This window comes from Nostoc sp. DedQUE07, assembly GCF_034530975.2.
GTDB lineage: Bacteria > Cyanobacteriota > Cyanobacteriia > Cyanobacteriales > Nostocaceae > Nostoc.
On record NZ_JAVRCC020000006.1, the window covers coordinates 115487 to 136395 of the forward strand.

19 protein-coding genes, 1 tRNA gene, 1 CRISPR repeat array and 1 riboswitch are annotated in these 20909 nt (G+C 42.5%); of the genes, 9 read left to right on the forward strand and 11 right to left on the reverse strand.

Annotated features, from left to right (window positions below; genetic code table 11):
• Window positions 1–18: 18 nt before the first annotated feature.
• The 3 genes from cas4 (at window position 19) to cas2 (ending at window position 2299) form a co-directional block, all read left to right on the forward strand.
• A complete protein-coding gene (gene cas4 / locus RMZ95_RS07035) occupies window positions 19–615 on the forward strand; it encodes a CRISPR-associated protein Cas4 (RefSeq protein ID WP_322684385.1) in 597 nt (198 codons plus the stop codon).
• 360 nt (window positions 616–975) lie between these two features.
• Window positions 976–1980, forward strand: coding sequence for a type I-D CRISPR-associated endonuclease Cas1d (gene cas1d, locus RMZ95_RS07040; protein ID WP_322684471.1), 1005 nt, complete (start codon window positions 976–978; stop codon window positions 1978–1980).
• Between the two features lie 31 nt (window positions 1981–2011).
• Window positions 2012–2299: a CRISPR-associated endonuclease Cas2 gene (gene cas2, locus RMZ95_RS07045; protein ID WP_322684386.1), complete on the forward strand. Its 288-nt coding sequence runs from the start codon at window positions 2012–2014 to the stop codon at window positions 2297–2299.
• A gap of 267 nt (window positions 2300–2566) precedes the next feature.
• Window positions 2567–3331: a CRISPR direct-repeat array (repeat unit 37 nt; unit sequence ATTGCAATTTATCAAAATCCCTATTAGGGATTGAAAC).
• Between the two features lie 43 nt (window positions 3332–3374).
• On the opposite strand, the gene RMZ95_RS07050 is transcribed toward cas2, so the two are convergent.
• Window positions 3375–3959, reverse strand: coding sequence for an NAD(P)H-dependent oxidoreductase (locus tag RMZ95_RS07050; protein ID WP_322691611.1), 585 nt, complete (start codon window positions 3957–3959; stop codon window positions 3375–3377).
• A gap of 161 nt (window positions 3960–4120) precedes the next feature.
• Between RMZ95_RS07050 and RMZ95_RS07055 the strand changes: the two genes are divergently transcribed.
• The 3 genes from RMZ95_RS07055 to RMZ95_RS07065 are packed head-to-tail and all read left to right on the forward strand — an operon-like array spanning window position 4121 to window position 5293.
• Entirely contained in the window at window positions 4121–4363 is a 243-nt protein-coding gene (locus tag RMZ95_RS07055; protein ID WP_322674758.1) for a hypothetical protein, read from the forward strand.
• Complete coding sequence (locus tag RMZ95_RS07060; protein ID WP_322684388.1) at window positions 4360–4749, forward strand: type II toxin-antitoxin system VapC family toxin; 390 nt, start codon at window positions 4360–4362, stop codon at window positions 4747–4749. Before RMZ95_RS07055 ends, RMZ95_RS07060 begins: the two co-directional genes overlap by 4 nt.
• Before the next feature lie 55 nt (window positions 4750–4804).
• Window positions 4805–5293, forward strand: coding sequence for an NUDIX hydrolase (locus RMZ95_RS07065; RefSeq protein WP_322684389.1), 489 nt, complete (start codon window positions 4805–4807; stop codon window positions 5291–5293).
• Here the strand turns inward: RMZ95_RS07065 and RMZ95_RS07070 are convergent.
• From RMZ95_RS07070 to RMZ95_RS07080, 3 genes are all read right to left on the reverse strand, one after another.
• On the reverse strand, window positions 5290–6024 hold the full coding sequence (locus tag RMZ95_RS07070; protein ID WP_322684390.1) for an amino acid ABC transporter ATP-binding protein: 735 nt from the start codon (window positions 6022–6024) through the stop codon (window positions 5290–5292). The two genes, RMZ95_RS07065 and RMZ95_RS07070, sit on opposite strands and share 4 nt — an antisense overlap.
• Window positions 6017–7507 (reverse strand): ABC transporter permease subunit, encoded by a 1491-nt coding sequence (locus RMZ95_RS07075; protein ID WP_322684391.1) that lies wholly within the window; start codon window positions 7505–7507, stop codon window positions 6017–6019. The genes RMZ95_RS07070 and RMZ95_RS07075 overlap by 8 nt, the downstream gene beginning before the upstream one ends.
• A gap of 457 nt (window positions 7508–7964) precedes the next feature.
• Window positions 7965–8945 (reverse strand): 2-dehydropantoate 2-reductase, encoded by a 981-nt coding sequence (locus RMZ95_RS07080; RefSeq protein WP_322684392.1) that lies wholly within the window; start codon window positions 8943–8945, stop codon window positions 7965–7967.
• A gap of 314 nt (window positions 8946–9259) precedes the next feature.
• Here RMZ95_RS07080 and RMZ95_RS07085 point away from each other — a divergent pair, with 314 nt between their 5' ends.
• Window positions 9260–9445, forward strand: coding sequence for a hypothetical protein (locus RMZ95_RS07085; protein WP_409882188.1), 186 nt, complete (start codon window positions 9260–9262; stop codon window positions 9443–9445).
• A gap of 99 nt (window positions 9446–9544) precedes the next feature.
• Here the strand turns inward: RMZ95_RS07085 and RMZ95_RS07090 are convergent, their stop codons facing one another.
• From RMZ95_RS07090 to RMZ95_RS07120, 7 genes are all read right to left on the reverse strand, one after another.
• Entirely contained in the window at window positions 9545–10414 is an 870-nt protein-coding gene (locus tag RMZ95_RS07090; protein WP_322684393.1) for an inositol monophosphatase family protein, read from the reverse strand.
• Window positions 10415–10828: 414 nt separating this feature from the next.
• Complete coding sequence (locus tag RMZ95_RS07095; protein WP_322684394.1) at window positions 10829–11434, reverse strand: PEP-CTERM sorting domain-containing protein; 606 nt, start codon at window positions 11432–11434, stop codon at window positions 10829–10831.
• 89 nt (window positions 11435–11523) lie between these two features.
• On the reverse strand, window positions 11524–12261 hold the full coding sequence (locus RMZ95_RS07100; protein ID WP_322684472.1) for a cobalt-precorrin-6A reductase: 738 nt from the start codon (window positions 12259–12261) through the stop codon (window positions 11524–11526).
• The gene (locus RMZ95_RS07105; protein WP_322684473.1) at window positions 12261–12680 is read right to left on the reverse strand and encodes a DUF1636 family protein; all 420 of its coding nucleotides are present in this window, start codon (window positions 12678–12680) and stop codon (window positions 12261–12263) included. Before RMZ95_RS07105 ends, RMZ95_RS07100 begins: the two co-directional genes overlap by 1 nt.
• Window positions 12681–12701: 21 nt before the next feature.
• Window positions 12702–12864, reverse strand: a riboswitch (cobalamin riboswitch).
• 49 nt (window positions 12865–12913) lie between these two features.
• Complete coding sequence (gene cobA, locus RMZ95_RS07110; RefSeq protein ID WP_322674764.1) at window positions 12914–13693, reverse strand: uroporphyrinogen-III C-methyltransferase; 780 nt, start codon at window positions 13691–13693, stop codon at window positions 12914–12916.
• The gene (locus RMZ95_RS07115; protein WP_322684395.1) at window positions 13690–14436 is read right to left on the reverse strand and encodes a sirohydrochlorin chelatase; all 747 of its coding nucleotides are present in this window, start codon (window positions 14434–14436) and stop codon (window positions 13690–13692) included. Before RMZ95_RS07115 ends, cobA begins: the two co-directional genes overlap by 4 nt.
• Before the next feature lie 139 nt (window positions 14437–14575).
• A complete protein-coding gene (locus RMZ95_RS07120) occupies window positions 14576–14959 on the reverse strand; it encodes a DUF4359 domain-containing protein (protein WP_322674766.1) in 384 nt (127 codons plus the stop codon).
• Window positions 14960–15083: 124 nt separating this feature from the next.
• Here RMZ95_RS07120 and RMZ95_RS07125 point away from each other — a divergent pair.
• Window positions 15084–15156 (forward strand) — tRNA-His (locus RMZ95_RS07125).
• Window positions 15157–15613: 457 nt separating this feature from the next.
• On the forward strand, window positions 15614–20293 hold the full coding sequence (locus RMZ95_RS07130; RefSeq protein WP_322684396.1) for an ATP-binding protein: 4680 nt from the start codon (window positions 15614–15616) through the stop codon (window positions 20291–20293).
• Window positions 20294–20909 lie beyond the last annotated feature (616 nt).

The window sequence follows — 20909 nt, forward strand, 5'->3', positions numbered from 1 at the left end:
TTAAAAACCACCTAAGTTATGAATCAAACTGAATATATTTCTATTGCGGCATTGAATCAATATGCCTATTGTCCGCATCGCTGTTGGCGGATGTTTTGTGCAGGAGAATTTACCGATAATCAATACACAATTGAAGGCACAACATTACACGATCGCGTCCACACCACAAGCGATATCCAGCGAGGAGAAACTTGGCAAGTTCGAGCAATTTGGCTAAAGTCTGAGCAATACAAACTCATCGGTAAATCTGATTTGATTGAAGCCGAATCAGGTGAAATTTATCCAGTGGAATATAAACGAGGACGCAAAGGCGAATGGGATAACGATGAATTGCAAGTTTGTGCCCAAGCCTTATGTTTAGAAGAGATGACAGGACAACCAGTTAACACTGGATATATCTATTATGCCCACTCCCATCAACGGCAATTAGTAGAGATTAATCAAGAGTTACGGCAAAGTGCGATCGCAACTATTGAAGCTGTCACAAATCTCCTAGAAACAGGAGCAATGCCAAAACCAGTTTACAGCAAACGCTGCCAAGGATGCAGCCTTTATTCGCAATGTTTGCCCAAAGCAACTGATAAAGTCAAAAGTTATCAAGAAGTTAATTTTTGAAAATTATCTTGGATCATAAAATTTCCTACTACATCCACATACATAACTGATGCGAATTTCTCTAAAGTTTGCTTAGGTGGACTTTGTTTGTGTCTGATTTTTCATTTATACGACAAATTTAAAGTCCTTTGACCTGCATCTTTATTACATTGACCTGCATGTTTGTTGCATTGACTTGTACCTTTGTTGTATTGACTTGCACCTTTGTTGTATCGACCTGCATCTTTGATGTATCAAGCTGCACCTTTGTTGTATTGACTTGCACCTTTGTTGTATCGACCTGCATCTTTGATGTATCAAGCTGCACCTTTGTTGCATCGACTTGAGTTTGACAATTTTCAATTAATTAAGGATGAAATCATGGGAACACTTTACGTAACACAAGCCGATGCTTTTATCGGTAAAGTTGACGAACGTCTCACCGTCAAAGCCGAACAAAAAACTATCATGGATATTCCTTTAATTAAACTAGAGGGAATTGTAGTACTAGGACGAGCTACTATTTCTCCCGCCGTCGTTAGTGAACTTTTAGAACGTCACATTTGTTTAACATTTCTTACACAAAACGGACGATATTTAGGGCGTTTAGAACCAGAAGCGACTAAAAATATTTTTGTTCGTAAAGCCCAATGGCAAGCTGTGGGAGAATCAGAACCAGCAATACATTTAGTTAGAGGATTTGTGCGAGGTAAATTAAAAAATTACCGCCATAGCTTACTTCGCACTCAGCGAGAACATCCCGATCTTGACCTGAATAATAATATTACTCGATTGGAAAACGCGATCGCACCAATCGAAAAAACTAACAGTATTGATTCCCTCAGAGGCTTAGAAGGTGCTGGTAGTGCAGCTTATTTCGGTTGTTTTCAACAGCTAATCAAAACCTCAGAATTTCGATTTGAAGCCAGACGCCGCCGCCCACCAACCGATCCAGTTAATGCTCTACTGAGTTTTGGGTATTCATTGCTACGTCATGATGTGCAAAGTGCCTTAAATATTGTTGGCTTCGATCCCTATCTAGGATACTTACATGTTGAACGTTATGGTAGACCTTCCCTAGCCTTAGACTTGATGGAAGAATTTCGTCCTTTAATAGTGGATGCTGTAGTGTTGTCGCTGATTAACAAGCGATCGCTCACCCTAACTGACTTTACCACCGAACCGCTCAGTGGTGCTGTGTCTTTAACCAAAGAAGGACTGCATACATTTCTTCGCGCCTACCAACAAAAGAAACTATCGAATTTCAAACATCCAGTCATGGGAAACAAATGCACCTACCAAGAATCCTTTGAAATTCAAGCGAGGTTATTAAGTAAATACCTGATGAACGAAATCGATAAATATCCCCCTTTAATTCTCAAGTAATTTGTAATTTATCCCTCTCCCCTACTTTCCCATGTATATTGTTGTCAGCTACGACATTCCAGAAGATAAGCGTCGGACTAAAATCCATTCGGTTTTGAAGTCTTACGGACAATGGATGCAACTGAGTGTATTTGAGTGTGATATCACTCTGACTCAGTATGCTAAACTGCGATCGCGTTTAGCCAAATTGATTAAACCCGACACTGACAGCGTTCGTTTTTATTTTCTCTGTGGCTGTTGTCAGCGAAAAGTCGAACGCATTGGCGGAGAACAGCCACGAGACGAAACAATTTTCTTTGCTGAGTCTCCTTCTAACTAGGTTTCTGCTTCTCAAATGCGCGGAAGGGTAGGTGTAAAAATTTCACAGCCAAAAAAAATGCTTCTATCCCAACTCCAGCAAGGCTTTGAAGCCATTAGTCGCCTAATCCTCATCCGCGCAATCCCTGAAATGCTTATCAAAATACGATTTCAGCCTTTAAATTTTCCTGGCGCTCTTTCCAAACGAATTCTCTAATGCTATGATTGCTCGATAATCGCGCAACCGCACCTTGAAAACTAAATACAGCTTGGCTTTCAGGCTCCCGCTATTGCAATTTATCAAAATCCCTATTAGGGATTGAAACTTTAGCTGGACTTTGGGATGGTGCAATAGAGGGTAAGATTGCAATTTATCAAAATCCCTATTAGGGATTGAAACTGCGTTGCCAATGGCATTGCAGACATCGGGGCATCATTGCAATTTATCAAAATCCCTATTAGGGATTGAAACGACGAAAATATTATTTCTGATGATTCTAGATTGGAATTGCAATTTATCAAAATCCCTATTAGGGATTGAAACGCCCTGCTTCACTCATTACCCCCTCATTACGTTCAATTGCAATTTATCAAAATCCCTATTAGGGATTGAAACCTGCTCCATTTAAGAGCAAAAAGGGCGGACTATCTGAATTGCAATTTATCAAAATCCCTATTAGGGATTGAAACAAAAGCTTCTTGAGCCTCGCCCTTGACTTTACGTGTTAATATTGCAATTTATCAAAATCCCTATTAGGGATTGAAACATGGAAAATGCAGCGACATCATGGCAGTTGCGATCATTGCAATTTATCAAAATCCCTATTAGGGATTGAAACTAAGTTTGAGATTCGTACTTCATGGATACGTCGCATTGCAATTTATCAAAATCCCTATTAGGGATTGAAACAGAACTAAGCGATATTCAAAAACTAATCGTAAAAATTGCAATTTATCAAAATCCCTATTAGGGATTGAAACACAGCCTGACCCCGTTTTTCTGGATGGGGTAAACTCATTGCAATTTATCTAAATCCCTATTAGGGATTAAAACATTTACTTATAGGTGTTCGTTATTTACTGAACACCTGAAGAATTTAGTTAAGCTTCAGCAATATCTTTGTTAAGCCATCGCCTAACTGCTCAATAGATTGTTGCTGTTTCGGATCTTTTAAGGTGCCATCAGCATCAAAGGCTTCATAAGCTTTGGGTACTGCTATTTGATCGGGAAGTACCAAAACTTTGATGTTTCCCAAAATAGAGCGCAGGTGAACTAACCCCCGCAAACCACCAAGAGCGCCTGGGGAAGCGCTCATAATACTAGCAACCTTCCCTGCAAAAGCAGTCAAAGCCAAAGGTGCTTCATTTTGATATGGACGAGATGCCCAGTCAATGGCGTTCTTCAAAACTGCTGTGAGTGAACTGTTATATTCTGGCGAAGCAATCAGCAATCCTTGATGAGAAATCATCAAGTCCTTAAACGTGCGGGCGTTGGCTGGTAGTCCTTCTTGAGCTTCCAAGTCTTCATCATACAGAGGCAAGGGCAAATCGCGGAGGTCTATATAAGTCACTTCTGCGCCAGCTGCCTTAGCGCCAGCTGCCGCGATTTTTACCAGTTTTTTGTTGTAAGAATCTATCCGGGTGCTGCCAGCAAAGGCGAGGATTTTCGGTGTAGATGCCATAATTCTAGGTTGAATGGGAAGGATTAACCTGTTCAGCTGCATTATCCTGTTTTCAGGCGATCGCTGTTTGCTACTTTTAGAGTTTCTTTACAAACTATCTCTAAGTTACAAAATTACACTAATTCTAGTGAAGACTGAAAATTTGCCTTTGGAGTCGAAATATGAATGCTCACAAGATAGAAGTCGTTTTAACTGAAGATGGAACTTTGACACTACGCGGTTTACCCTTTCATGCCGGAGATGCTGTGGAAGTGATTATTCTGGAAACGAAAACTTCACACCACCAAGCAGCGCCAAAACCCAAATTTGAGACAAATCCAAATCTATTACACAACACACAGCCATACCGTTATGACGACCCCACAGAACCCGTCGCCCTAGAGGACTGGGAAGTTTTGCAATGATTGTACTTGATACTCATATTTGGGTTTGGTGGGTTCAGAACGATTCACGACTGACTAAACAACAGCGACAATGGTTACAAGATTACGAGTCTGGCGGTTTAGGAATCAGCATTCTTTCTTGTTGGGAAGTAGCTAAATTGCTAGAGAAAAAGAGACTAATTTTACCTTTAGCTATTGATAAATGGCTAGAAGCTGCTTTAAGTTATCCAGGAGTACAACTATTAGATTTATCTGTGCTAATAGTAATTGATTTAACTCAATTAAGCGGCTTCCATAACGACCCATTTGACCAACTTATTGTGGCTACAGCCAGATTTTATGATTGTCCTTTGTTAACTTCAGATGCCAAAATTCTTAACTACCCTGGCGTGAAAACACTGAAGTAGATTTAGATCGCTGTTTGCTACTTTTAGATTTTCTTTACAAACTTTCTCTCAGATTATGGCGAATTGGTCAGATTCTTATCTTGGCAAGTTACGACAAGTTGTAGGCGATCGCTTACTTCTATTATTTGGCGCACGTGTGATTATAGAGGATAATTTGGGGCGCGTTTTGTTGCAAAAGCGGAGTGATTTCAAACTTTGGGGGCTACCTGGTGGCTGTCCAGAAGTAGGTGACTCTGCCGAAGAATGTTCAGCACGAGAAGTTTTTGAAGAAACTGGTTTAACAGTTAAGCGTTTTGAAGCTGTGGGGTTTTCTTCCAATCCAGCCTTTGAAACTGTAACTTATCCCAATGGCGATCGCGTCCAAAATTTCATTTTAATTTTGCGAGCCGTTGAATGGTCAGGCAGTCTCGCTTGCTTAGATGGAGAATCGCTGGCGCTGGAATTTTTTGATTTAGCTGACTTACCTACGTTAATGCCAAACGATCGCCCTGTTTTAGAAAAGTTTCAAGAATATAAAGAAAGCGGCAAATTCCTGATGTTCTAAAGCATTTTTTCCAAAAACTGCTTGGCGCGATCGCACTGAGGATTTTGGAAAAACTCGCTAGGAGTAGTATCTTCTGCTAAACTTCCCCGATCGAGGAACATAATCCGATTGGCAACTTCTTTGGCAAAGCCCATTTCATGCGTAACGATCGCCATTGTCATTCCAGATAGCGCTAAACCTTTCATCACTTCCAGCACATCTTTGACCATTTCGGGATCTAAAGCAGAGGTGGGTTCATCAAATAAAATCATCTCAGGTTCCATTGCTAATGCACGGGCGATCGCTACTCGCTGTTTCTGTCCCCCAGATAATTTGGATGGATACACAGACACTTTTGATTCTAAACCTACCTTCTTCAGCAATTCTAAGCCATGTTCTGCTGCTTTTTGCTTGTTTACTCCTTTTACCTTTATCGGCGCGTAGGTGACATTTTCCAGCACATTCATGTGGGGAAACAAATTAAAATGTTGAAATACCATCACCAAATGCTGGCGTACTTTAGCAATGTTTGCTTTAGGCTTGGTAATTTCTCGGTCGTGAAAGTAGATTCTGCCTCTGGTGGGTTGTTCTAGCAAGTTTATGCACCGTAAAAAGGTAGACTTACCCGAACCAGAAGGGCCTAATATGGCAACCACTTCCCCTTGGTAAAACTCAGTGGAAATATCTTTGAGTACGTCGAGTTTACCAAAGGATTTAGATAAGAATTCCGTGCGAATGATTACATTACTCACTTTCTCGTAACCTCCTTTCTAAAGCGGATGCACCCAAGGTCATACCCATTACCAAAACATAGTAGATTAACCCTGCAAATAGCAGTGGTTCAAAATAAATATATTTGTTTGCACCAACGATTTGGGCGCTGCGTAATATTTCCACTACCCCAATCGTTGACACCAGCGCGGAATCTTTAAGCAATCCGATAGTTTCATTTACCAATGCGGGAAGAATGTTCTTCAATGCTTGCGGCAAAATCACATCCCACATCATCAACCAATAGGGAACACCCATAGACATCGCCGCTTCACTTTGTCCTTTATCCACTGCTTGAATCCCACCTCTGATGGTTTCCGACATATAAGCGCCAGAATTTAGGGTAAAAGTTAGCACACCAGCCTGTAATGCTGAAATGTCATAGCCTGTAAGCTGGGGTGTTGCGTAGTAAACTAATGCCAACTGTAATAACAAAGGTGTGCCTCGAAAAACAGAGGTGTAGGCGTTAGCAACCCAGGTAAGCGGTTTAATGCCGAGAATTTTTAACAGAGACAAGATTGTTCCCCAGATTAACCCCAAGGTTATAGATAATAGGGTAAACAACAAAGTTAACGGGATTCCCCGCAGAATAAAGGGAATGTCAGGAAGAATTCTGGTGAAGTCGAGATTCAATCCGCCTTTGGCAGGAGTTGAAGATGCAGAATTGGCGGCGGTATTCTGTGAAAACCATTTGGTGACTAGTTTAGCCAATGTGCCATCATCCTTCATTTGTTGAAGGACTTTGTTAAACGGTTCTACAAAAGAAGAACCTTTAGGAAAAGCGATCGCCGATCCACTTGCTTCCTCTGAGGGAATAGTATTAAATTCTAAATCTGGGTTAGCTTGGGCAAATCCCTTAGCGACGGTATCTTCAACAATTGCGGCATCAATTCGCCCAGATTTGATTTCCTGAACTACTTCCGGCACTTTATTGAGTTGCTTTAGCTGAATACCTGCAACTTTTTTCGCAATTTTTTGGGCATTTTGTTCTTGTATCGTTCCTAGTTGCACCCCAACTTTTTTCTGTGATAAGTCTTGGGGTTGCTTGAGATTGCTACCTTTAGGAGCGACAATTGTATCTTTGGCTTCGTAATAAATAATTGAAAAATCAATATTTTTTTGACGTTCTGGAGTCGGAGTCATCCCAGCCATAACAAAATCAGCGCGATTTGCTTGAAGTGCAGGGATTAATCCATTAAAATCAGATTCCATTATTTGAAGTTTAAACCCTAGTTTTTCAGCAAGGGTTTTGGCAATATCTATATCAAAGCCAACGATTTGGCGATCGCCTCCTTTCGTATCATAAAACTCATAAGGAGGATAATCTGGGGAAGTAATCATCGTCAGCGTGTCTTTCTCTAAAGGTGAAGCAGCTTTTAGAGAATTAATATGTCCTGTGATGATGCTGATTCCTACTGCTGCTACAACCAGTATCGTCAATAGCCATCCTTTTTTTTTCTTCATAAAATATTCCGTACTTAAACTGCTACATCAATCGAGCAAATAATACCTGTGATATCATGTCCGCTTGATTGCTTATTAAACCCGAAGAACCCCACCCCGCCAAAGCTGTGCTTTGTCTCCCCTCCCCGCAGGCGGGGAGGGGTTGGGGGTGGGGTTCTTTTATTATGGGTAATTTGGCGGACATGATATTATGCCAATGCATCGGCTTGTTATGCCATTGCATCGACTTGTTATGCCATTGCATCGACTTGTTATGCCATTGCATCGACTTGCAAGCCTTAATTAATGCATAGTAAAGCCTCTGCTTAGGGAACTCTAATAAATAAATTATTCAATCTTGTAGGGTGGGCAACATGAGCGCCCAATTCACAGGACGGGCAAGATGCCCATCCCACAAGAAATATTGTGATATTTTATTACTTGGAAGTCCCTTAATCCCATGAAAACTTTGGGACTGTCAAATTCTGACTTTAGTCGCCTCCAGCAACTTAACGCTGGCATAAATCGCATCAATATAAGGTGTGGGAATTTGAGTAAGTTTTCCCAATTCTGCCACCGCACCAACGATCGCGTCTATTTCGGTAGCGCGTCCGGCTTCGATATCTTGTAGCATTGAGGTTTTATGGGCACCAACGTTTTCTGCACCATTAATTCGCTGTTCTAAAGTTATGCCAAATTTTATACCTAAGTTTTCGGCGATCGCTTGAGTTTCACTCATCATTTGTCGCGCTAGTTCGCGGGTGAGGGGATAGCGACAAATATCCTCTAGAGTCGCACCAGTTAAGGCACTGATGGGATTAAACGCTACATTTCCCCACAATTTGATCCAAATTTCCGTGCGAATTTGATTGCGGATTGGTGCTTTGAATCCTGCCTGTTTTAAAGTTTGTGCCAATAATTGAATGCGATCGCTTTTACTACCGTCGATTTCACCCAGAGTAAAGCGATCGCCTTCAATATGTTTAATTACACCTGGTTCAATTATCTCAGTTGCCGGGTAAACCACACAACCAATAGCGCGTTCAGCACCGATACTAGTTTCAATAATCCCATCTGGATCGACAGATTTAATTCGCGTACCTTCATATTCACCGCCATGCTGACGAAAGTACCACCAAGGAACGCCATTTTGGGCTGTCACCACCATCGTGTGAGCATCGTAGAGTGCCGGGAGGAAAGGTGCGATCGCAGGAACACTGTGAGCCTTCACAGTTAAAATTACGACATCCTGTGGCCCAGCTGACTGAATATCGCTAGTTGCCAGAAATGGAGTAGCAATTTGGCTAGAACCATCTGCCATAAACAACTTCAGCCCATTTTTTTGAATTGCCTCCAAATGAGAACCACGCGCAATTAATGTCACTTCTTCACCTGCCAGTGCCAATTTCGCCCCTAAATATCCACCAATCGCACCTGCGCCAACAATACAGATTTTCATTTTGTCAAAAGAAATATTAAGTTGTGGAAGATGGTATCCAGTCGTTTGCGATCTAAACCGAATACCTTGGACTAGCTTACCTTCAACATTAACCTGTGAATATAACAGTACCCATCAGTGAAAGGTTAAGATAAAGCACCTTTTGTCAATCAATTAAAATACTCAAAATAGTTTTTGTGATAATGATAATTGTGTGTGGGGATAGGCCATACAATGTAGGGAAAGTGGGAAAGGTAGGATATTTTACTGTTTTTGTTGATTTTCTTATTGCTTGTTGTTAGCCTATTATTGAACTGATATTAAGATTAGTAAATATGAAAACAATAGAAATTAAAAATTTGCAAGCATCAGAAATTGAGGAACTTGATGATTTGGAAGTAGCGGCAATTGTAGGCGGCGCTCTCATTAAAGGACAAGTAAAAAGGTTTAATGAGTCCAAAGGATTTGGCTTCATTACACCGCTACTAGCTGAGGGTCAAAATGTTGAAATTGAGATTTAAGATGGTTCAAAAGGGCCGGCTGCTGTAAATGTTACGGCTCTATAAGACTTGAAATAAACAACCACGAAAAATCATCTCCAAACCGATATTGATTAACCCTCAAGCAGCTACGCTTTGCATTGCTTCTAATAGGTCTTGATGAATAGATTTTGAGGCAGCTACGATCAATCCAGGCATACTATAGTTTTTACAAGTATGCAATGGCGGTAAAGTCGAACCGTCCACAGTAGTTACAATCCAGCCAGCCTCTTTTGCAATAAAAGCAAGTGCAGCACTATCAAGAAATTTGCCCGACTTGATGATTGCTCCACTCAAGTCACCACTGAGAATACCATTGAGATTTGGAATTTGAATATCACTAGAGTAATCAGTCGCTATATCGATTACTTGATATCGATTTTTTAGTAAGGGTGCGATCGCATTCATACCCCATCCCAATAAAATAGCAGGTTTGGCGGATCTTATATCTAATGGGGCACAGGCTTCTAAGTTCATGTCTAGCGTGCCTTTAAAAGCACCTTCACCTCGAAGGGCGTAAAAATAAACGTTTTGGGCAGGAGAAATGGCAATTACTGCTTCAAAGTCATCCGCATTTAGAATACTGAGAATAATTTGGTAATTAGAATGTCCATCCATATAAAACTTCGTACCATCAATCGGGTCAAGTGTTACTAAGTAATCACCTTCTGAACCAAGTTCGATAGCGCGAAAATATTTGGTATTATTAGAACTTTCATATTCTTCACCATAAAAGCGAATATCTGGAAAAGTTCCTAGTAATACTACTTCTACTAAATTTTGAATAGCCACATCCGCATCAGTAAGTGCAGCACTAAAAAAGTTATTTGCTTCTTCTTTAGCGGGAAGTGCAGCAATTTTTGGTTGTAGAAAATGGGCATAGGCTGCTGCTACCTTGAGATGGGGAAGTAAAGTCTCTAAAATTAATCGAGTAGTTGGTGTTGTGGACATTGCAGCAAACTCCTTTTAGAAATAATCTATCGTCAACAGGGCGATAGAATTCTATATCTAGACAAAATTACGGTATCATTTGGATGCAATGATACCACCGTTGCTATATTACTTTAATCTGTATGTCTCCAAGAGCCTATAGAGCGATCGCAAGTTTTATTGCAAAATAAAGGGTTTAAGACCGAACGTCAACACTTAGTACAGTATTTCATTAATTCATCGCGAATTAAATTTGACCATACCTTGCATTGTTAATACATCGGCTTGTATTGTTAAGGGAACTCCAAGAAAAAATTATCCAATATTGTGGGGTGGGCAGCGTTCGACTGAGCGCTCACGCCGAAGTCTTGCTCGCCATCTAAACGCGTAGCAAGATCCCTGTAAAGGTACAATTTTGAATTGTTATTAATGGTTTTAGGAAACTTTTTCGAGCTTCTTCTGAGTAATTTTGGATAGATTGTGGCCTTTGAGTAATGAAGGTGCGCCAACAAGAGTACCTAGAATGAGCAGGCTAAGGATAGAAGTGGGTTCAGAAACAGTGACTATAGTTGCAGAAAAACTAATAGGTAACTCACTATCTTCCAATCCTAAATTTTCAAAACCTGGTATGATTGGCGGCGCAGAAAATACCTCTAAATAACCTGGTGTCGGCAAAAAACTCGCAAAAAATGGACTAGAATAGTTTCCTCCCGAAGTGGAATATCCAAAACCATCACCTGTTAACTGCTGAGTATTAAGACTAATTAAATTATCAACATTAAAAGGTTCGTTTCCTGGGATTGGAGTTCCAGCGGGTTGCAGACCAGTAATTGTTTCACCATTTCGCGTACCAGTAATTCCAGTAATTGAGTAAAAACCCAAATCGTTTGGGGTGTCATTAGTAGTGAAAGTACCATTCGCCTCTATGCCAGTACCAGAATAATTCCAACTCCAACTTAAAGCAGAAGCAGCTGGCATTGTCCCGAAAACTAATCCAGATGTGGTGACGAGGGCTATGGCAGATAAAGCTAGATTTTTCATGGAAGTCGTTACTGCGATCGCGGATCTTGTAGAAGGTTCCCGTGTATTATACGGAAGGAAAGATAGTATTATCAATCTTGGCTATTTCCTCAGCAGCGACCTAATAACCAGGCCAAAGCAGCATCAACATTATTAACCTGCTCCCCTGGCGGTATCGCTGGACGATTTACCATCACAACCTTTACGCCCAGTTCTCGCGCGGCAATAATCTTGGGCTTTGTGGCATCGCCACCGCTATTTTTACTGACGATGGTATCAATGTTATTCTCAATCAGAATTTTTCTTTCATTATTGAGGGTAAAAGGGCCGCGATCGCACAATACCATCCCCGGCGGTACTAAAGCATCTTCGCCAGGAGGGTCAATCATCCGCATCAAAAACCAAATTTTCTCTAAATGAGCAAAAGCGGCGAGTTCCTGTCTACCAACTGTCAAAAACACTCGCTGTGACTGATTTTGCAGGGCTATTGCTGCGGCTGCAACGCTGTCAACTTCAATCCAGCGATCGCCACTTTCTTTTTCCCAAGGCGGACGGATTAACATCAAACGGGGTACTGCAACTTCCGTTGCCGCATCTGCCGCATTGAAGGAAATCTGACTAGCGAAAGGATGGGTTGCATCAATTAATAAGTCGATTTGCATGACTCGCAGATAGCTAGCCAATCCAGCCGCACCCCCGAAGCCTCCAACCCGTAAATCGCCCAACGGTACTGACGGTTCGCGGGTGCGGCCAGCTAGAGAGGTGATTACTTCTAACCCTTGGATAGTCGTAACTTTGGCAGCTAATTCTGCTGCATCGCCCGTCCCACCCAGAATCAAAACGCGCATCATTTAGATAAAGGTGGAATCTTTGCTAAAATCCCCTTTTTCATTGCTTCTGGACGCTCTGACCAAGGCAGCAAACCATCTGCTTTAGCATAGTATTGACTAGCACATTCCAGCACCGCAGAGGCACTCCCATCAACGGCTAAATCACCAAATAAATATGTTAATTTGCCTTTGGCACTAAAGGCGACCACGCAAGAACGATTACAAGCACTCATACATTCAACTTCCTGAATCGGGAATTCATCTCGTAACTCCCAATCTTGTGCCAACTGCTGAAGTTGGTGTAAAAGTTTTTCACCACCACTTTCACCTAAGCGTTTTCCATTTTGCCAAACACTGGCACAGGTTTTGCAAACAAATAAAGTATGTTCAGCAACATCCAAAGGATTAGTTGGGGAAATATTTACAGTAGTAGTCATCTGTACCTCGCAGATATGTGAAACTAATAAATCGATTTCGGCGGGCATCCTGACTCACTCAACTTGAGATTTTCTTTAATCTCAAATTGGTTCACAGTTGCGGGACAGTGCCGGATTTGCACCGAACTTTCCCCGTTACCTCTGGTAGCTGACTCCCACCAGAACCGAACAACCTTATCGATCGTACACTAAAGTTATCGGAGAATACGAAACAATAAGCTTTGCGCCAACTATCAAACTGGACGACAGCCAGATAAAATACTGTGCATCTTTACTACTTGTCCAATAACTGCGATCGCAGGCGCACCAAATCCAGTTTGCTCTACCTGTGTGACTATTGTTTCTAATGTCCCAATTAATTCTTCTTGTTCTGGGCGCGTACCCCAGCGCACCAAAGCAATCGGTGTTTCTAAATTCAACCCAGCCGTAATTAATTCTTCCACAATATAAGGCAGATTGTGAATTCCCATATAAATTACAATGGTTTCGGAACCGTGAGCGATCGCACTCCAATTTACTTGCGGTCTATACTTACCCGCTGCTTCATGACCAGTTACAAATGTCACCGATGAACTATATAGCCGATGCGTCAAAGGAATACCTGCATAAGCTGCTGCTGCAATTCCCGAAGTGATACCTGGCACAACTTCCGTTGATATTCCAGCTTTGACTAATTCTTCCATCTCTTCGCCACCGCGACCAAAGATAAAGGGATCGCCACCCTTGAGCCGCACTACAATTGCACTATCCTGCGCTTTATCAATCAGCAATTGAGTTGTTTCTGACTGCAACAACGAATGTCTCCCAGCACGTTTACCAGCATTAATTTGCTCGGCTTGGGGATTAATCATTGCCAAAATTGCCGGACTCACCAAGGCATCGTAGATGACTACATCTGCACATTCCAACAAACCTTTTGCCTTCAAGGTAATTAGTCCTGGATCTCCTGGCCCTGCACCGACTAAATAAACCTTTCCTAAATACTTGTTTCTTTGTGTCATTGTGCGGTTCATCTATCTATTAAATCCCAAATTAGCTCGGCTAATTCTGCACTTGCTCCCAGTGGCTCTGCCAATTGGAAATTCACCGCAGAAAATTGTAATTTTAGTTCCTCTATTGAGGTGGCGATCGCATCGGTTATTCCACCAGCGAATAAAAAGTATGGCAAAATTGCAATTTCCCGATAACCAGCATCCACCAATTCTTTCACCCGTGATTCTAAACTAGGAGGCCCAGCCCAATAAGCAGCCACGGCTGGCAAACTCGCCGCTATTGCTTCCACAGTTTCTTTAGAACCTGGGCGACGGCTACCATGAGCTAAGAGAATCCATGCTTCTGCTTTCATAGCAGCTATTTGTTTTGCCAGCAATTTCTCTAAATTAGGGTGAGAGCCTAAATATGGTTGCAATTCAATGATGATATCTTGACCAGCAGCCTGTTGGGCGAGTGCTACTTCGGCAGGAATATCTGTCATCACATGGACTCCCGGCAGTAGAAATAGCGGTACAATTTTGAGACGATTTTCATTTTGAGACAGTGGGCAATCGCCAAAAGCGCTTTTAGCAAATTCTTGAATCTGCTCGTGTAAAGGCTGAGGATTCATTTCTAAAGCAGCGATGCCAACTAAATGTTCGCTATGTACTGAGTTATGGTTTTTTGACAATTTGTGACACACCAGCCTAGCTAGTTGTTGCATAGCAATTTCTGGGCGCGGGTCGCGGCTTCCGTGAGATAGTAGTAGATAGGCAGATGACATCGGTAATTGAATTCTTAGTTACTATTTTTATTTAAGATTAAGCCGGGGATAATAAGTACTCTGGTAATTATTGAAACTATTATTAATTATTAAATAGAAGTATTCTTAACCACTTTTATATTCTCCCCTACTCCTTCTCTTATTGTTCTTCGGCAGTGTAAGTATAAAATTGATCGAAAGCTCCTACCGTTTCAAATTTGTACGAAGGTATCCAAGAGTTTATTTTTAAATCTGTACGGTAAATGCTAAAAATCACGAAATCTTGCCTTTCTGTGGTCTTGGCAATAATTTCTTGGATTTGTGGGTTAGCCGAGTCAACTAACTTATCGCAATTAAAACGGATTAAATTTTCAAGAATATTCGTAGTTTTATTACATACATCGGTTTTTAAGTATTTTGTCAGCCGTTGAACTGCATATTCTTCATATTCAACTTGACTGGGATTGGTTTTCGCCATTGTCACACCCAAGGCGGCAAGTCCTACTGCTGCTCCAGTATACGCGATGATGGTCAATGGTTTCATATTTGCCAAGTAAAATTCATTGTAATTGTTAGATTCTGGAGACTCTAAATCAACTAAGTCCGTTCCTTGAAGAAAAACTCTTGATCGCTTGCCAAATTGTTGCTATAATTCAAATTGTTGAATGGCGAGCGTAGCCAAGTGGTTAAGGCAGTGGTTTGTGGTACCACCATTCGTGGGTTCGAGTCCCATCGTTCGCCCTACATAATTTCATATTTATAGCTATACTCCTATTAAAGGTGTGTTGTATGGTGCGAACAATCATAAGCATCACTTTACCAACAATTGTCATCTCATAAGTTTATAGACTTGCAAGGATTGCAAGTCTATAATAATTCATTAGATTATCTTATTAAATAAGTTTATGTATATAAGCAAAATTACTTGCTAAATTAAATTTAGGTATGCAATGCCTTATATCCTTTTGGGCTGATGCGATCGAGGCAAGTAATATCACTTTTAATTATTTTATTCTTTTACTATATAGTGAGTGCCTCGATTTCATCGTAATTCTGCTTCTGCAAACCTCTGTCCTCTTAAACCCAAGCTCTGGACTGTTGAAGCTATAAATTTAGGCTTTGCAGCACCCTTTAATTGGACTGCTGTTTGTTTTAATAGCTTTTTAAGCCAAGAAGTTAATACTGCTCAAAAGAAGGGATGCTGAATTTTCAAACATTGTTTGAATCAATACCAGGATTGTATATCGTCTACTCACTCGACTTAGTGATTGTCGCCGGAAGTGATGCTTACTTTCGGGCGACCAAGACCAAACGAGAAGAGGTCGTTGGTCGCCATTTATTCGAGGTTTTTCCGGATAATCCCGACGATCCAAATGCTACTGGAGTTCGGAATTTACGTGCCTCGTTAGAAAACGTACTCAAGTATCGCCAGCCTCAGACAATGGCAGTGCAGAAGTATGACATTCGCCGCCCGGAATCAGAAGGCGGTGGCTTTGAGGAGCGGTACTGGACACCAACCAACTCGCCAGTCTTTGATGAAAATGGTGAAATGACGCACATTATTCATCGAGCCGAAGATGTCACCGAATTTATGCGGGTGCAGCAGCAGCGAAACGAACAGCGTCAGTTGAATAAATCACTCCAGACTCGCACCGACCAAATGGAGATGGAAATTTATACTAGAGTGCAGGAGTTACGAGAGGTCAACGAACAACTGCAAGCGGCGAATGAGGCATTGTCAGAACTCGATCGCGCCAAAACCGTTTTTTTCAGCAATATCTCCCATGAGTTTCGCACGCCTTTAACACTGATGTTGAGTCCGCTCGAAGACTTGTTACTCGACACTCAAACCCCATTAGTGCCCCAACAGCGCGATCGCCTTGAACTCGTGCAGCGAAGCGGACTCCGGTTGCTGAAATTAGTCAACACGCTGCTTGATTTTTCGCGGCTGGAAGCGGGGCGAATGCAAGCATCATATCAACCAATTGACTTAGCCGCATTCACAACAGAGCTAGCTAGTATGTTTTGCTCGCTCATGAAACAGGCTGGTCTGGAGTTCGCGATCGACTGTCCGACCTTGCCAGAGGCAATCTATATCGATCGCCAAATGTGGGAGAAAATAGTATTTAATTTATTATCGAATGCCTTTAAGTTTACGTTGACGGGAACCATCACCGTTCGATTGCAGCGCGATCGCAATACTGTTAATTTAATCGTTGAAGATACTGGAAGTGGCATTCCAGAAACTGAAATTTCGCATCTGTTTGAACGGTTTTATCAAGTCAAAGGGTTACAGGGACGAAGTTTTGAAGGCTCTGGAATTGGCTTATCGCTCGTGCAAGAACTGGTGAAGTTGCATGGCGGTTCTATCAGCGTTACCAGCGTCTTAGGACAGGGTAGCCGATTTACAGTTTCGATTCCAACTGGGTGCGCGCATTTACCACAAGAACGGTTAAATGCCCCTGGGACTGTGGCATCAAACACACTCAGCGCCACGCCATACCTTGAAGAAGCTTCGCGCTGGCTTTTGGAAGCAGCAGGGGGGCAGAGGAGCAGGGGGGCAGGGGGGCAGGGGCGCAGAGGAGATACGGAGAAAGAAGGTAGTTTTAATAGAGTGTTTTTCCCCTCTACTGCTTCTGCCCGTATCCTCTTAGCAGATGACAACGCCGATATGCGCGATTATATGCGGCGATTGTTGAGTCAACGGTATGAGGTTGAGGCAGTCGCTGATGGAATGGCGGCTTTGGCTGCAATCCAGGCACAGCACCCGGATTTGATTCTCAGTGATGTGATGATGCCGGGGCTGGGTGGGTATGAGTTGCTACATCAACTGCGGGCTGACCCCCAAACCAGAGAATTGCCCGTGATTTTGCTGTCAGCGCGGGCGGGTGAAGAGGCTCGTGTAGAAGGGCTGGCAGCGGGAGCCGATGATTATTTAATCAAACCGTTTTCGGCTCGCGAACTACTGGCTCGTGTTGAGTCAACTTTAAAACTGATAGATATCCGCAAACAAGCGGCTCAGACGCTGCAAGCCAGCGAACAGCAGCTTAAACTTGCTCTGGAGACAAGCAAACTCGGCTCTTGGCAACTTGATATTAAGACCAATGTTCTGTCTACTTCTGACCAGTGCAAAGTCAACTATGGTCTGCCGATTAATACTGATTTCTCGCACAAAGTTTTAATGGAGCGGATTCATCCAGAAGATCGGACTTGGGTACAGGCGGCAATTCAAGACTCGATTACCAACAGCAGCAATTATGAGGTGGAGTATCGCACTGTTTGGGATGATGGCAGCACGCACTGGGTGCTGGTTCGGGGGCATATAATTGACGACGAGGCGGGAAATCCGGAACACATGATCGGGATTTCCATCGATATTAGCGATCGCAAACAAGCCGAAGCTGACTTACGGGAAACCCACGTGCAATTGGAGTCCGCTTTAGCAGCAGGAGCCATTTACACATGGCGGTGGAAGATTTCTGAGAATCTAGTAATCGTGAATGCAGCCTTTGCTCGCTTGTTTGGGGTTGACCCTGTGGAAGCAACAACAGGTTTGCCGATTGAACTGTTTGTCCAAGCAATGCACGAAGAAGACCGCCCACGAACGGTCGCTGCAATTAATCAGGCGATTGTAACCGGGGAAGAATATTTTAGTGAGTACCGCGTTTATACGGCAAGAGGCGAGGAGCGCTGGCTTGCCGCACGCGGCCGAGTTGAATATGCTGCTGATGGCAGACCGATTGCTTTTCCTGGAGCATTAGCAGACATTACCGAACGCAAACAAGCCGAATCCGCTTGGCAACAGATTTCTGCCGAACTCGAACGACAACTGCGAAAATTCGACGCGATCGCCTCTTCCGTAACTGATTTTATTTACACATTCGATTTGTCTGGAAGGTTCACTTACGTCAATCAGCCGTTGCTTGACCTCTTACAGAAAACTTCGGCCCAAGCCCTTGGCAAAAACTTTTTTGACCTGGATTATCCAACCGATTTAGCAACCACACTCCAAAGACAGATTCAGCAAGTCATCGAGACGCGCCAACCGCTCAAAGATGAAACGCCGTATACAAGTGCATTCGGCACGCGTGCCTATGAATACATTTTTGTCCCACTTTTGGACGTAAATGGGATGGTAGAAGCGGTGGCAGGTGTGACGCGAGATATTACCGATCGCAAGCAAATCGAAGCGACTGTGAAAGCAAGCAACGAACGTCTGAAGCTGCTTTCAGAAGTTGCCAACGATCTGTTGCTCAACGAAGATCCCAAGATGTTTTTAGCGAGTTTGTTTGAAAAAATTTCGACTTATTTGGGACTGGAAGTTTATTTTAATTACTTGTTTCAAGAAGACCAGCAACGCCTTCAACTTAATACCTATGGGGGTATCTCAGAAGACATTGCTTTATCCGCTAAATTTTTGGAGTTAGGGCAGGGTGTATGTGGTTATGCGGTGCAACATCGCCAGCCAGCTATCGTTGAAAATGCCCTCTCAACCACCGATCGACTTCCTATTCCAGTTCATCATTCAAGCGGCATCAGAGCTTATGCTAGTCATCCGTTAATCGTGGGCGAACGCGTCTTAGGCACCCTGGGACTGGGAACTCGTCAACGCGATCGCTTTACGCCAGACGAACTCGACCTCATGCAAACAGTAGCCAATCAACTAGCTGTTGCCTTAGAGCGATCGCGTCTAATTGCAGAGCTACAGGCACGAGCCGAAGCGTTAGATCGAAGTAATCGCATTAAAGATGAGTTCTTGGCAGTTCTTTCCCATGAACTGAGAACGCCGATGAATCCAATTCTGGGATGGTCAAAACTGTTGCAGCAAGGAAAGCTAGATGCCCAAAAAACGAATGCTGCGATCGCCACGATTGAGCGCAACGCCCAGCTTCAAGTGCAACTCATTGATGACTTGCTGGACATTTCCCGGATTTTGCGCGGCAAAATGAGCTTATCAACCTCACCCATTGACCTCAATACAGTGATTTGGGCCGCGCTGGAAACAGTTCGGTTAGCCGCTGAAGCCAAGTCAATCCAAATTCAGACTATCGTCTCGCCCGTTCTGGGCGTGGTAGTCGGGGATGCAGGGCGATTGCAACAAGTCGTATGGAATCTGCTGTCGAATGCCGTTAAGTTTACACATAATGGGGGACAAGTCACGATTGCCCTATCTCAAGCTGAAAATCGCGCCCAAATTCAAATCACCGATACTGGAAAAGGAATTAGTGGCGACTTTTTGCCCTACGTGTTTGAGCATTTCCGGCAAGAAGATAGTGCAACCACCCGCAAATTCGGCGGACTAGGGTTGGGATTGGCGATTGTGCGCCAAATTGTGGAAATGCATGGTGGAACCGTAACAGCAGAAAGTCCAGGTGTTGGGCTAGGAGCGACATTTACGGTTAAAATTCCACTTGCACCTCAGTTAACTCAAGCACCAACCTTAGAGCGATCGCCCGTTCAGGAGGGTGATTTGAACGGCATTCAGATTTTAGTCGTCGATGATGAAACGGACTCGCGAGACTTCATCGCTTTTGTTTTAGAACAAGATGGGGCGATCGTCACTGCTGTTGGATCTGGGACTGAGGCGCTGCAAGCGATCGCTCAATCCATTCCCAACATCATCATCAGTGACATTGGGATGCCAGAGATGGATGGCTATATGCTGATGCGACAAATTCGTACCCTTGGGCTTGAGCAAGGGGGACAAATTCCCGCTATTGCTTTAACAGCTTATGCCGGAGAACTCGATCGGCAGCAAGCGATCGCCGCCGGATTTCAACGTCATATCGCCAAACCCATCGAGCCAGAAACTTTGGTGGCGATCGTCGTCGAAATGCAGACTTACAATAGAATTCAGAGTTCAGAATTCAAAATTTAAAATAGTTAAAAAATCAGAAGAACATTTGATGAATAAATATACTAATTATTCTAAATTATTCTATATTTTTTTGACAAAGAGATAATAGCGGCACAATTACTTATTCTCAAAATTAGCACAATATCGCTAATACTGAAAGTTGCAGAATAAATTATTTATACGCACTATAACAATGAATATTAGCACTCTGAAATAATTAAAAAATATTGATTTAAAAGTCTTATAAAGCTTGATAATTAGGTCGGCTTAAATAATTATCGTTGGGATAAAGCAGAGGGCAGGGAGCAAGGAGCAAGAAGAAAAAGGGTTTGAGCCTTATTTATTTTTCTTCACACAGTTTGGTTTTATTGTGCCAACTTACTTAGTTAAATCTTTTCCTTCTAGATGTGCTGATAATCAAAATATACGCAAATAAATGATATAGTAAAGATTACATTAAGCAATTGAGGGTGCGATCATTTTTGCCCCAAATATTATTATGCAGTTATTTAGTAACCTCTATCAAAAGAAATAAAAATTGTATTCCTTTAGTGAGATCCAAAAATACTGAGTCATAGATACTTTAGGTAAAGAAGAACACGCTTTAAGTGTCTGCTAAAAAGTTGATACTTGTATG